We start from the raw sequence: 14,886 nt of genomic DNA on the forward strand, positions 1-14,886 counted from the left end.
CAAAACCCAAAACTCAAAACCCAAAACCCAAAACCCCTGGAACTAAATTACCCATCCACGTTCTTCCCACTGACCCATCCACCCCCCAACTCCGCATGAGCACCTCCGCAACTACTCCTGACTATCGCACCCTAATGCAGCAGGCCCTGCTCAAAATTGATCACCTGCAGGCCAAGGTGAAAACCCTTGAGGGTGACAAGAATGAGCCGATCGCGATCGTGGGCATGGGCTGTCGTTTGCCGGGTGGCATCGAAACCCCGGAACAATACTGGCAGCAGCTGATGTCCGGCTTCGACGGCATCACGGAAATTCCTTCAAGCCGTTGGGACATTGATACTTACTACAGCGCTGACCTGAATGCTCCAGGCAAAATGTCTACCCGCTATGGCGGTTTCCTGCAGGACATTGACCAGTTCGACGCGCAATTTTTCGGCATTGCCCCCCGTGAGGTGAAAAGCCTCGACCCTCAGCAGCGACTCCTGTTAGAGGTGGCTTGGGAAGCCCTGGAGCGGGCCAATCAGCCCTCCGATCGCGTCTTCAACAGCGCTACCGGAGTGTTTGTCGGCATTTGCAATAACGACTACAGTCAGGTGCTGCGGGCAGCCGGAGACGTGAACAACATCGACGCCTACTATGGCACAGGCAATGCCCTCAGCGTGGCAGCGGGTCGCCTCTCTTACCTGTTGGGACTGACGGGACCGAGCCTGTCGGTGGATACGGCCTGTTCCTCTTCACTGGTGACGATTCACCTAGCTTGCCAAAGTCTGCGGCAGGGAGACTGTGACCTGGCATTGGCAGGCGGTGTCAATCTGCTGCTGTCCCCAGAAACCACCATCAATTTTTCCAAAGCCCGCATGATGGCCCCAGACGGGCGCTGTAAAACCTTCGATGCCAGCGCCGACGGCTACGTGCGGGGTGAAGGTTGTGGTCTGGTGGTGCTGAAGCGACTGTCTCAAGCTGAGGCCGAGGGCGATCGCATCCTGGCTGTGATTCGCGGCTCTGCGGTGAACCAGGACGGACGCAGCGGTGGCCTGACGGTTCCCAATGGCCCTTCTCAACAGGCGGTGATTCGTCAAGCGCTAAAGCAAGGCGGCATTGAGCCGAACCTCGTGAGCTATGTGGAAGCCCACGGCACCGGAACGGCATTGGGTGATCCGATTGAGCTAGAGGCTCTGGGTGCAGTGTTTGGCCGCGATCGCGCTGACGACACTGCCCTTCTCGTGGGCTCTGCCAAAACCAATCTAGGGCACTTGGAAGGCGCGGCGGGTATTGCGGGATTGATGAAGGTGGTCCTGGCGCTACAACACGCGGTCATTCCTCCCCACTTGAATTGTCCAACGCCCACGGACCGCGTCAACTGGCAAACGCTGGCGCTACAGGTGCCTACCGAAACTACCCCCTGGCCCGCAGAGGCATCCCGCAAGATTGCTGGAGTTAGCTCCTTTGGCTTCAGCGGCACCAATGCCCACATTGTTCTGGAAGCAGCCCCCCAGTCCTCTGTATCCCTCAATGCTGAGAGGCTTGCGGCATCTCATCGCTTCACGCATGAGAAAACAGAGCGCAAGGAAATCTCAGATCGTCCTTTCCACCTGCTGACTCTCTCCGCTAAAACCGAAGCGGCTCTTAATCAGCTAGCGGCCCGGTATCGTGACTGCCTGGCGACTACCGCCGAACCCTTTGCCGACATTTGCTTCACGGCGAACCAGTTCCGCACCCGGTTGTCTCATCGGTTGGCGATCGCCGCCCCTGATGCCCAAACCGCTCAACGGCTCCTAGCTCAACCGACTTCTGTTATGCGAGGTACTGCGGCCCAGTCAGCGCCTAAAGTCGCCTTTCTCTTCACCGGTCAGGGCAGTCAGACGGTGGAGATGGGACGACAGCTCTACGAGACGCTGCCCGCCTTTCGCCAAATTCTGGAGCAGTGCCAAGCGATTCTGCGGCCCGACCTGGAAACGTCCCTGCTGGACGTCCTCTATCCCGCTGCGGCAGACGCGAGCGCTATGACGGCACTGCTGAACCAGACCGCCTACAGTCAACCGGCTCTCTTTGCGGTGGAGTATGCCTTAGCGCAAACCTGGATGAGCTGGGGCATACAACCCAGTGTCGTGATGGGTCACAGCGTCGGTGAGTATGTCGCGGCCTGCATTGCCGGAGTCTTTAGTCTGGAAGACGGACTGCGGCTGATCGCCGAGCGAGGACGACTGATGCAGGCTCTACCCGCAACCGGAACGATGGTGGCGGTCTTTGCCAGTGCTGCTCAGCTTCAGCCTTTCTTGTCGAAGGGGTTGACCATCGCGGCGGACAACGGACCGGAGAGTCAGGTGGTGTCGGGTTCTGAGGCGGCGATCGCCACCCTCTGCACCCAGCTGACTCAAGCTGGCATCGAAACGCGACGCCTCGCGGTCTCCCATGCCTTCCACTCACCGCTGATGCAGCCGATGGTAGCGGACTTTGAAGCGGTGGCGCAGCAGATGGCGTTTCACAGCCCTAAAATTCCCCTCATTTCGACCGTAACGGGGCAAGGCATTGGGGATGAGATGACGAGTGCAACCTACTGGTGTGACCACATCTTGCAGCCCGTGCGGTTTGCTGAGGCGATGGACACGTTGGCGGAACAGGGCTATCGTCTGTACCTAGAAGTGGGCCCGAAGCCCATCTTGTTGGGGATGGGACGTCGCTGTTTGCCTCAGGCCGACGTACAGTGGTTGCCGAGTCTGCGTCCCCAGCAAGAAGACTGGCAGACGGTGCTGACTAGTCTGGGACACCTCTACACCCAAGGCTGTGAGATTAACTGGCAGGTGCTAGAGGCTCCCTATCCAGTCCGACAGCGGCTAGAACTACCCACCTATCCCTTCCAGCGGCAGCGCTACTGGGTTGGTGCGGCTCCGCAGCCCTCAAAATTGCCGGCTCAACCTGAAATGACCTACCAGGTGACTTGGCAGGTGCAGCCCCCTGCGATCAGCGATCGCCCTACGACTCTCGAATCTGGTGTCTGGCTCATTCTGGCGGACAGCACTGGACTGGGAGAAGCTTTGGCTCAGCGGCTCATCCAGCAGGGCCATCAGTGCGTCCTGGTCTACGGTGATGCGGATGGCTCGACGCCGGATGTCTTGGCGGGGCCAGAGGTTTATCATGCTGGTGCAGAAACGCCGGTAGCGCTGGCGGCGCTGCTAGAAGAGGACGGTGCTTTGGCGGGGCGATCGTTCTCTGGCGTTATTCACCTCTGGGGCCTGTCCAACTCCCGCTTTGAGATGGTGTCGCCTGCGGCACTCGACCAGGCGCAACAGGCAGGCTGCGGCAGTGTTTTACAGCTCTTGCAGAGCTTGGTGACGGCCCACAAGCTGGTGGCATTGCCTAAACTCTGGTTAATAACTCAGGGAGCCGTTGCCGCAGGCCGCACCCAAACGCCTACCCCAGCAACCACAGCGCCTAACCCATTGTCCCATCGCCCCATCGCTCCATCCTCCTCCAACACCTCAAGCATTGCCCCCAGCCAGTCACTCCTGTGGGGCCTCGGTCGCGTGATTGCCCTGGAGCATCCCGATCTGTGGGGCGGACTGATTGACCTGTCTCCTGAAGAGACCGATTGGGGAGCGATCGCTGATGCCCTCCTGCTTGACCTGCTTCAACCTACCGGCAAAGACCAAATTGCTCTCCGAGGCGGACAGCGCTACGTCCCTCGTCTCCAGCCGGTTACGATTCCAGAAAGACGCTCCCTGCCGCTGCGAAGCAACGGCACCTACTGGATTACAGGGGGGCTCGGCGCACTGGGATTAGAAATTGCTCACTGGTTGGCGGATCAGGGGGCACGGACCTTAGTGCTGACGGGCCGTAGCGGGGCCAGCGATCAGGCTCAGCAGCGGATTACGCAACTGCGGCGACGGGGGGTCACTGTGCAAATTGCTCGGGCTGACGTCACCCAATCCGCAGCCTTAGACAAGGTACTGGCTCAGATCGCGCGATCGCTGCCGCCGCTCCGGGGCGTTATTCATGCGGCTGGAATTCTCGACGACGGCATTTTGCTGCACCAGAACTGGGCACAGTTCGAGCGGGCGCTAGCTCCCAAAGTGGCGGGCGCTTGGCATCTGCACCGTCTAACGCGATCGCTGCCCCTAGACTTCTTCGTCACCTTCTCCTCTATTGCATCCCTCCTAGGATCGCCGGGACAGGGTAACTACGCCGCTGCCAACGCTTTTCTCGACGCCCTAGCACACCATCGCCATGCTTTGGGACTGCCTGCTCTCAGCATTAACTGGGGGCCTTGGGCAGAGGGCGGCATGGCAACTCGCCTAGATACTCGACACCAGTCTCGATTAGCACAACGAGGCTTGACGCCGCTGACGTCGGAACAGGCGCTGACGGTGCTCACCCCGCTAATGTCAGAGCGACTACCTCAAGTCGCGGTGATGAATGTGGACTGGTCGCGGTTCGGGATGGCGATAAAGGGCGGTCGATCGCTGCCCCTGCTCACCGACCTGCTTCCAGCAACGGACGTTTCTGCCCCTGCGATGACACCCCAGCCTGCCGTTTGGCGAGACAAACTGGCCGACGCTGAAGATGGCTCCCGTCGATCCCTGCTCACTCATCTTTTGCAGGTGGAAGTAATGACGGTACTGGGCTTAGAGGCGGACGCCATGCCGGAAGTTGACCAGGGCTTTTTCGACTTGGGTATGGATTCTCTCATGGCGGTGGAGCTGAAAAGTCGTATCGAGACTGGGTTAGGCTGCGCGCTGCCCTCGACCTTAGCCTTCACTGCGCCCACCATTAGCGACCTAGCCGACTACATCGCTGAGGACGTTTTGCAGTGGGAATCGACGGCAGCAGATCCAAACGCCCAGCAGCAGCAAGCCGCAGACGACGTTATGGCTCAGACGGTAGCAGCGATCGAGCATCTCTCGGAAGCGGAGGTGAATGCCTCCATCGCCGCCAAACTTTCAAAACTAGAAGCACTATTAGGGCAGGAGTGAGATGAGCAACCTGACAGACCGCATCAATCAGCTATCCACCTCTCAGCGGCTATTGCTAGCCCTGGAAGAAGCCACTACAAAGCTAGAGGCCGCTGAAGCCAGCAAGACAGAACCCATCGCGATCGTCGGTATGGGCTGTCGCTTTCCAGGAGAGGCCACCCAGCCAGAAGCCTTTTGGCAGTTGTTAGAGAACGGGCAGGATGCTGTGCGCGAGATTCCTGGCGATCGCTGGGACGTGGATGCTTACTACAGCCCGAGTCGTGAGACAACAGGCAAAATCTACACCCGCTCAGGGGCCTTCCTGAACCAGGTGGATGAGTTTGATGCGGCGTTCTTCGGTATCTCTCCCCGTGAAGCCGTAAAGCTCGATCCGCAACAGCGGCTCTTGCTGGAAGTGTGTTGGGAAGCGCTGGAGCGAGCTGGACAAGCTCCCCAAGAACTAACAGGGAGCCGCACTGGCGTCTTCGTTGGGATTGGGCAGAACGATTATGTCAAACGGCTACATCAGACAGGAGATGTATCACAACTGGATGCCTACGCCGCCTCTGGCAATGGCTTTTGTTTTGCCTCGGGGCGGCTGTCTCACATTTTGGGATTGCAGGGACCCAACATGGCGATCGATACTGCCTGCTCGTCCTCTTTGGTGGCGCTCCATCTAGCTTGTCAAAGTCTGCGGGCAGGAGAATGTTCGATGGCGCTGGCCGGTGGTGTGCAGCTCATCCTGTCCCCCGAAGTGACCCTCAGTCTCTCCAGTATGCAGGCCCTGTCCCCCGATGGACGCTGCAAAACCTTCGACGCCAATGCCGACGGCTACGGTCGTGGGGAAGGCTGCGGCGTGATCGTCCTGAAGCGACTATCAGATGCGCGGGCCAACGGCGATCGCATCCTGGCCCTCGTCAAAGGGTCTGCCGTCAACCATGACGGGCGCAGCAGTGGCTTGACCGTGCCGAATCAGCGATCTCAGGAAGAGCTGATCCGACAGGCACTCAAGCAGGCCAAAGTGAGTCCGGCTGACATCAGCTACGTAGAAGCCCACGGCACTGGCACTCCGCTAGGGGACCCGATTGAGATGAATGCGCTGGCGAAGGTCCTGGGCCTGGATCGTCCTGCCGATCAGCCCCTGCACGTCGGCTCTGTGAAAACCAACATCGGCCATTTGGAAGCCGCCGCGGGAATCGCGGGCATCATCAAGGTTATTCTTGCAATGCAGCACCGTCAAATTCCGCCCCATCTACATTTTCAAGATCCTAGCCCCCACATCAACTGGCAGCAGTTTCCGGTGCAGGTCCCCACTCAGTGTCAGCCCTGGAATACGACGGGCGATACGCCTCGGCTTGCCGGCGTCAGCTCCTTTGCCATCAGCGGCACCAACGCCCACATAATTCTTCAGGAAGCTCCCGTTCAAGCCCCATCGCGCCCGGCAGTCAACCGTCCGCATCTGCTGACCCTATCGGCTAAGAGCGAAGCCGCCCTGCGCGACATGGCTCAAGACTACCAGTGCTACTTGAGGGAGCAGCCACCGGCATTTAGCGACGTGTGCTTTACCGCCAACAGCGGACGATCGCCCTTCCCCCATCGTCTTGCCGTGCTGGCTGAATCAGGCGAAGACGCTCAGCAGCGGCTAGCTGAATTTATTGACGGTCCGCAATCGCCCTCGGTATTTCAGGGTAAGCGAAGTGCAGTGGGCAAATCCGCGATCGCCTTTCTCTTTACCGGACAAGGCAGTCAGATGATTGGCATGGGGCGACAGCTTTATGAAACCCAGCCCACTTTTCGCCGCATTTTAGAACAGTGTCAGGAGAGTCTACGGTCTGATCTGGAGCACCCTCTGCTAGAGGTCCTCTATCCCAGTCCGGAGAACGCTGCGGCTATGGCAGATTTGCTAACCCAGACGGCCTACACTCAGCCTGCCCTTTTCGCGGTGGAGTATGCCCTGGCTCAGCTGTGGCGACAGTGGGGCATAGAGCCGTCCGTCGTGATGGGCCACAGTTTGGGTGAATATGTTGCGGCCTGCATTGCCGGAGTCTTTAGTCTGGAAGACGGGCTGCGCTTGGTAGCGGCACGGGGACGACTGATGCAGGCGCTGCCCTCCACGGGATCGATGATGGCGGTGCTCACTGGTGAGGCTGAACTCCGTCCCTGGCTGGCCGAATACGGGGAGGCGATCGCCATCGCCGCCTTCAACGGTCCCGATAATTTGGTGCTGTCGGGTCAGCAGGAGGCTCTGACAGCACTCGGCGATAGCCTCACTGCCGCCAACATTGAGATTCGTCCCCTGAAAGTCTCCCACGCTTTCCACTCACCCCTGATGGAGCCGATGGTGCAGGCATTCACCACCGTCGCGGAGCAGATCACCTACCAGCCACCGCAGATCAAACTGATCTCAAACATCACAGGACAGGTGGCAACTGAGGCGATCGCGACTGCTGCCTATTGGTGTGACCACATCCGCCAGCCCGTTCGCTTTGCCGCTGGCATGAATACGCTTCAGCACGCTGAAACCACCACGTTTCTGGAAATGGGTCCTAAACCGGTGTTGTTGGGAATGGGTCGCCGCTGTTTCCCTCAAACCGAGGCCCTGTGGTTGCCCAGCCTGCGTCCTGGTCAAGCCGACTGGACGCAACTGCTCACTAGTCTTGCCCAGCTCTATACCCACGGGTATGACATTGATTGGCAGGGTTTTGAGCAGGATGATCACCGCATCCGTTTGCCTCTACCGACTTACCCGTTTCAGCGGCAGCGGTATTGGGTAGACGAAACTCCGATTTCTACTCCCCGCACCGACAGCATCAGGGGGCATCATCCGCTCATGGCCCTGATTCAGGCGGGTAAGTCCGATGCGCTTACTCAGCTGCTGACCGATGCTGGGGAGTTTTCCTCTTCTGAACAGGCGGTATTGCCCAAGGTCGTGGAGGTCCTGCTGCGGCAGGCTCAGGTTACTGAGGGACCTGCGGAGACGCCCCTGTCTCTACAAGACTGGCTGTACCGGATTGACTGGCAGCCCCAGTCCCGTACTGCAAACGGTGGGGTGAAGCATTCGGAACCGGGGCAATGGCTGATTTTCTGCGATCGCGCCGGACAGGGAGAAGCGATCGCCAAAGCCCTTCAATCTCAAGGACACACCTGTCTCCGCGTTTATCCCACGACCGCTACGGTCTCCCAAACTGCCGATACTTGGCAGCTCAACCCCACAGACCTTTCCGGTTGGGAAACGCTCATCGCCGCTACTCAGTCAACCGATGCGCGCCCTCTCAGCGGCGTTGTCTACTTGTGGGGGTTGGATGTTGAGAGTACTGCCATTGACAGTACTTCGGAAAGTTCAGCTCAAACCGTTGAATCCGCCCTTGCCCCTGCCTGTAGCGGTTTGCTGCATCTGGTCCAAACTCTGACCCGACAGTCTTGGCTCAATCCGCCTCGACTCTGGATGGTGACTCAGGGCGTGACGGGAACGACCCCAACATCTGCTGGCGTTTTACAGGGATGCCTATGGGGACTCGGCAAAGCGATCGCGCTGGAACATGCTGAACTTTGGGGCGGCCTGGTTGATCTGGATACTCAACTAACGCCGGAGCACATCCATACCTGGCTGCCTGACGTTGTGGCCTCGCATGGGGAAGCCTATCTTGCTTTTCACCAAGGACAGCGGCACGTTGCGCGACTGGTTCGCGACGAGGATTTCTCAGAGCCGCCGACAGTACTGACTGCTGATGGTACTTATTTAATCACTGGTGGACTCGGTGCGTTGGGCCAAGTTGTCGCCCAATGGCTGGTGGACCAGGGTGCGCAGCATATTGTGCTAACCACCCGCCGCAACCCGGCTCAAATTGATCCAGCCAAAGTTGCCCCTTTGCAGGCCGCTGGTGCTCAAATCCAGATTCTTCAGGCCGACGTTGCCGACTCTGCCCAAACAGCAGCGGTGATTGAACAAATTGATCGCACGCTGCCGCCCCTCAAAGGCGTCTTCCACATTGCCGGAATCCTCGACGACGGCTTGGTGCAACAGCAGACCTGGGAACGCTGCCGCCGCGTCATGGCTCCCAAAGTCTCCGGCACCTGGCACCTGCATACCCTGACCCAATCTCACGAGCTAGACACCTTTGTCTGCTTCTCCTCCGTGGCGTCCCTGCTTGGCTCCTTTGGACAGGCCAACTATGCCGCTGCCAACAGCTTCATGGATGGACTGATGCAGTATCGGCGATCGCAAGGACTCCCCGGCCTCAGCATCAACTGGGGACCCTGGGGTGCAGTGGGCATGGCAGCTGAATTGGAGAAATCATCGCCAGTGCAGCTTAGCGATCGCGGCATCAATCCTATTGACCCCGATGAAGGCGTACAAATTCTGCATCAGATTTTAGGAAAGTCCACAGGGCAGATTGGAGTCATGAACGTTGACTGGCCGACTTTCGTCCAGCAGCTTCCACCCTTGGCCTCGCGATTCCTGTCTGCGATCGCGCCGATCCCTGAAGATGACATCTCCGTGGCTCCCCTCCGGCAGCAGCTAGAGACAGCGCTGCCCGCCGAACGACTATCCCACCTGACTCGGCATATCCAAACCCTAATCGCTCAAATCTTGCAAATCAGCCAGCTCGAAGCTATTGACTGGCAGCTTGGCTTCATTGAACTGGGTATGGATTCTTTGATGGGATTCGAGCTTCGCAACCAGTTGCAAACCGATCTCGGCTGCATCATTCCGGTCACCCTCGCCTACGACTATCCCACCGTTGATACCCTTGCCGCTCACCTGCTGCAACGGGTATGTCCTGACCCGGTTGATCCGGCCCGTACCAATGCGCAGCCGGTCCCTGATCCAACTCCACCCGATGACCTCGAAATCCTGTCTGATACCGAAGCCGAAGCCTTGTTATTGAACACTCTGGACACCTTGAAATATTGATCGACTCACTCTCCGCCTTGTCTATTGGTGCGTCGCTCCGCTGATGGCACCCTACTACCCCTTAATCCCACCCCCTTACCCCTACTTCTTCCCTCAAAACCATGACTACCTCCGACCCCACTCAATCCCCTATCAAACGAGCATTGCGAGCGATCGCAGATCTCCAGGCCAAACTCGATGCGGTGGAATCGGCACAGCACGAACCAATCGCAATTGTAGGCATGGGCTGTCGGATGCCGGGAGCCGAGACGCCAGAGGCTTTTTGGGACCTGTTGCGGAACGGCGTGGATGCGATTACTGAGGTGCCGAGCGATCGCTGGGATTTGCAAACCTTCTACGACCCTGATCCTGACGTTCCGGGCAAAATGACTACCCGTTACGGTGGCTTTCTAGAGCAGGTTGACCAGTTCGAGCCACAGTTCTTCGGTATCCCTGTGCGGGAAGCGATGAATATGGATCCCCAGCAGCGCCTACTGCTAGAGGTAAGTTGGGAAGCGCTGGAGCGGGCAGGACAGGCGCCGGAGGCCCTACAAAACAGCCTAACTGGGGTATTTGTCGCTATCTCTACCGACGACTATACCCGCCGCATCACGGAGAACGATGCGCCAGTGGATGCTTACTACGGCACAGGGAATGCCCACAGCGTGGCAGCAGGTCGCCTCTCCTACACATTGGGATTCAAAGGCCCTAGTCTCGCAATCGACGCGGCCTGTTCCTCGGCCTTGGTGGCTGTCCACACAGCCTGTCAAAGCCTCCGACAGCGGGACTGCCACATGGCCCTAGCTGGCGGCGTGAACATAATCCTGGCTCCCCAAAACAGCGTTGCCCTGTCTAAAGCTCGAATGCTGTCCCCGGATGGACGCTGCAAAACCTTCGATGCTAAAGCCGATGGTTATGTACGGGGCGAAGGCTGCGGCGTGGTGGTGCTGAAACGACTGTCGGACGCGATCTCAGATCAGGACAACATCCTCGCCCTGATTCAAGGCTCTGCCCTTAACCACAACGGACGCAGCAGCAGCCTGGTTGCCCACAGCGGCCCCTCCCAGCAGGCCGTCATGGAACAAGCATTGCAAGCCAGTGGTCTTCAGCCCGCTGACCTGGACTATTTGGAAGTGAACGGCACCGGATCAGCCCTCATTGAACCCATCGAAATCGGTGCAGTGGGTACGGTTTTCGGACAGAACGGTCAGCGTCAGTCGCCCCTCGTTGTTGGTTCTGTAAAAACCAACGTCGGGCACTTGGAAGGAGCCGCAGGCATCGCCAGTCTACTGAAAGTAGTGCTGTCTCTTCAACACGAAGAAATCCCGCCCCATCTACACTTCGAGGAGCCGAATCCCCATATCCCTTGGGATACCCTGCCCCTGAAAGTCCCTACCGCAGCTATGCCGTGGCGTCGAAGTGACCGTCGTCGCATTGCAGGTATCAATACATTCGGATTCAGCGGTGCCAATGCTCATCTGATTGTAGCTGAAGCGCCTGTCGTAGAAGATGGGTCAGAAGACCAGGCTGAGATCAGCGATCGCCCCCATCATCTCCTCGCCCTATCGGCCAAAACCGAAGCGGCTCTGTGTCAGAAAGCCGCTCAGATGCAGACCTATCTGACGGAGCATCCTGGTGATTCCCTTGCCGACATCTGCTACAGCGCCAACACCGGGCGCAATCATTTTCCCTATCGTTTGGCCGTGACAGGAGACTCCGCTGACGCGATCGCTCAGGCGCTCAGCCAGTTCCCTGCCGACAATCCCTGCCAACATCAAGGTAAGGCCAGCATTGCGCCCCCGGTCGTTTTTGGCTTTGGCGATCGCGGTGAAGCCTATCAGCAGCGCGGACGTCAGCTCTACGAAACTCAAGCCACCTTCCGCCAGAGTATTCAGACCTGTGCTGCCGCGATCTCGCCCTACGTCGAGACACCTCTGACCGAGTTCCTATATCCCGCTGCCGAAACGAGTCCCCAAGACACACCCCTACACCGTGCCTTAGCCCTATTCGCTGTGGACTATGCCTTAGCTCAAACTTGGATGGCTTGGGGTATCCAGCCTGCTCGCGTTGTTGGCACCGGCAGGGGTGAATGGGTCGCCGCCTGCATTGCCGGAGTGTTGACTTTGGAGGACGCCCTCAAACTGCTCATGGTCCGCAGCCAATATCAAACCAGCATCCCATCCCTAGACGCCGACACCCTGCTGCAAAGCGTTACCTATCAATCTCCGCGTCTCCCTCTAAAAACTTCCCTAGAGGCCAAAACCGGAATTAACATCGCCACCGCCGATTATTGGCAAACGGCCTGTCAGCAGTCCGACCTGCCCATCGAAAATCTCACTAACCTCCTGCCAGAAACGAGCACTGTCGCGTCGTCTCCTCACCTCCTCATGCCCACCCACGACGAGTGGCAAACCCTGCTGGCTGACCTAGCCCACCTCTATGTGCAAGGTGTCAACGTCAATTGGGTCGCTTTTGACCAAGACTATCCGCGCCGCAAACGAGTTCTGCCGACTTATCCCTGGCAACGACAGCGCTACTGGGTTGAGACACCCCAGTCCAATGGCAACGGCAAATCCCTGCCTGAGATTCAACTGGAGGGGAACTTGGAGGCGATCGCCCCCCCAACCCCCGACCCCGCCCAGATCATGGACCACATTGAACAGGCCGTCGCCACCTACCGCCAAAAACTCATCGCCGCCTGGACCAGTGAAGGCCACCTGCTGCCCTCCGCACCTGAGATGCCGCGCCTGACTCCCCCACCCCGCACCCAAGCCGATATTCAGCAGTGGATTACCGCTCAAATCTCTCAAGAACTTGGCATTCCTTCCCAAGACCTCGACCCCACTCTCCCCTTCGACAGCTACGGCCTTGATTCGGTTCTTGCCATTAGCATCGCTAGCCGTGGCAAACAGCTCCTCGGCATCGATATTCCCCCTATCTTGCTCATGCATTACCCCACCATTGAACAGCTATCCCAACACCTAGCGGACACCCTGCTTGCCGAGGCAGAGGACTCTGAGGTTTTTGAAATCTAACTAGGCAAAATTCAAAATTCAAAATTCAAAACTCAAACTTATGACTGACTAGCCATGCAAACTACCGAATTTATCAAAACCCTTTCTCAGCAAGGTATTCAGCTTTGGGCCGACGATCGCAAACTGCGCATTCAAGCACCCAAAGGGACCGTGACGCCGGAAATTAAGGCGGCGATCGCTGCCCGCAAAGAAGACATTCTGGCGCTGTACCGTCAGGACACGCCTGCCAGTACCACAACGACCACTGCCCCTCTGCCCCAAGCCGCTCAGGAGTTAGGCGCTTGTACAATGGGTCGCCTCATCAGCGGTCTGGGAGTCAATCAAACCTTGGCATTCCAGCCACCTATTGTGGAATCCCAGGCGATGGCGCAGCGGCTCAAAGTCGCCTGTCCACCACTTCCAGCAGGCTATACCAAAACCGCCATCGTTGACTTTCAGGCTGATCTGAAGCAGCGCTTAGCCAGACTAGGCGTGCAGATTGTGCCGTGGGAGGAAGCCACCAAGGATTTTACCTACGACATTCAACTGCCGCTAATCAACCGCCCGTGGCAAATCAAAACGCGCATTGTGCGATCGGACATCAACGCCGTGATTGATGTTGAGCGACAACCCAACTGGATCGGCAAAGCCAAAGTTTGCGTGGCGGAAACGCTTTATCAGACCTATGCCAAATTTGCGCTGAAGGGTCAGAAAATGTCCGTCACTCGCATCGCTGGACTGATTGGCTGGGCCGAAGAGAATCTGCAAAATCTCGAAGATCCGACCAATACTCAGCTCATCGTGCTGTCGGATCTGGACGAAACCTTCGTTAGTGCCGAAACGTCCTACCAAGACAAAATTGACATCGGCATCGGCAAGCTGATCAAAACCTTTTCTGAAATTGTGGTTGGCGTCTCCAAGGACAGGATTTCCATTCTCAACATGAATCTGTCGGATTCAGTCTACACCCGCGACCAGATTCAGAACTTCATCCTGAAGTCCTTAGTGCCCAAGATCTACGTGCCCATTTTCCCGCTTTCCCTCAGTCGATTCAAGGTCAGCGAGTATAACCCGACAGCTTCCATTTACGCCCAGCAGTTAGTCAAATTGGGGCAGACTTTAGACAACACGGGCCTTTTTCCCAACGGCTTCAAGCTAGACAAGGTGCTGAAGCGTCAGTCTCACCGCGACATTGTGAGCTGGATGGCGAAAGGCCGCACTGGTGTGTCCTACGGTTTTGTGGCCTATGCTGAACCGCCCCAATATATCGGCGATGTGGAGATCTCCGCTGAGGTCTGGCAAACCTTGACTCCAGTCGCAGGCTTTGACCCCCAGGAACTGCGACAGAACACCCTGGGTCGTCGCTACGTTCCTGTGCAGACTTCAGCCGGGTTAACTTTCCGGCAGGTCCCAGATGTTTGGGTCGTGAGTTCGCGATCAGGAGCCAAGAAGACACAGCTTGACCTAGCGACTGACGTGTTGCGGGTTGGTCTGACTGACCAGCTTTGCCTGCAAATGCCCACTGGCGTCAATCCCTCTACCGCTGACATCAAACCCTCCTACGACGTCTATGTCATGGTCGGCATTGCTCTAGCCACGGCGCTTTACCTCCCAGACCTCATCCAGAACGGTTTGCCGATGGTGCATTTCCACGGCTACCCGGCTCTTGACTGGTTTCAACATGGCGAAGGCGTCAGCGGCGTCGAAAATCCCTCCGTTCCTTGCGGCACTTACGAATCGGGCATCTTCAACTTCCTCAGTATTCGTCGTTTGGCTCAACAGCACTCTGAAGGTCTTTCCCTCGTTGGTCTGATCGAACCCGATCACGGCACCAACATCATCGCCGCCGATGTTGATCGCCTCATCGATCGCCTCAAAGCTGGCTGCGATAGGGGGCAGGTCGAGCTGGGTGGCAGACACTTTGCGGCTTTGAAAGGCGCGATCGCACCCCCTTCCTCAGCGACTAGTCCCAACCGTCAAACGTCTCTCGTGTAGATCATTGCGCGCAGCGGATTCTCACTGGTGGGCAGTG

4 protein-coding genes are annotated in these 14,886 nt (G+C 57.9%); all 4 read left to right on the forward strand.

The genetic code is table 11. The annotated features are described in order from the left end of the window. Positions 1-95 precede the first annotated feature (95 nt). Positions 96-4,967 (forward strand): type I polyketide synthase, encoded by a 4,872-nt coding sequence (locus tag PN498_RS09170; protein WP_272062422.1) that lies wholly within the window; start codon positions 96-98, stop codon positions 4,965-4,967. Between the two features lies 1 nt (position 4,968). After that, positions 4,969-9,861, forward strand: coding sequence for a type I polyketide synthase (locus PN498_RS09175; RefSeq protein ID WP_272062423.1), 4,893 nt, complete (start codon positions 4,969-4,971; stop codon positions 9,859-9,861). 101 nt (positions 9,862-9,962) lie between these two features. Then, positions 9,963-12,875: a type I polyketide synthase gene (locus tag PN498_RS09180; RefSeq protein ID WP_272062424.1), complete on the forward strand. Its 2,913-nt coding sequence runs from the start codon at positions 9,963-9,965 to the stop codon at positions 12,873-12,875. A gap of 54 nt (positions 12,876-12,929) precedes the next feature. After that, positions 12,930-14,849, forward strand: a complete 1,920-nt coding sequence (locus PN498_RS09185; RefSeq protein WP_272062425.1) for a hypothetical protein — start codon at positions 12,930-12,932, stop codon at positions 14,847-14,849. Positions 14,850-14,886 lie beyond the last annotated feature (37 nt).

Origin of the sequence: Oscillatoria sp. CS-180, assembly GCF_028330965.1 — a bacterium.
Classification (GTDB): Bacteria; Cyanobacteriota; Cyanobacteriia; order Phormidesmidales; family Phormidesmidaceae; genus Halomicronema.

Excerpts from the sequence above, each read along its gene's own strand:
- PN498_RS09170 (WP_272062422.1), top strand. The coding sequence starts at position 96 with ATGAGCACCTCCGCAACTACTCCTGACTATCGCACCCTAATGCAGCAG.
- PN498_RS09175 (WP_272062423.1), top strand. The coding sequence starts at position 4,969 with ATGAGCAACCTGACAGACCGCATCAATCAGCTATCCACCTCTCAGCGG.
- PN498_RS09180 (WP_272062424.1), top strand. The coding sequence starts at position 9,963 with ATGACTACCTCCGACCCCACTCAATCCCCTATCAAACGAGCATTGCGA.
- PN498_RS09185 (WP_272062425.1), top strand. The coding sequence starts at position 12,930 with ATGCAAACTACCGAATTTATCAAAACCCTTTCTCAGCAAGGTATTCAG.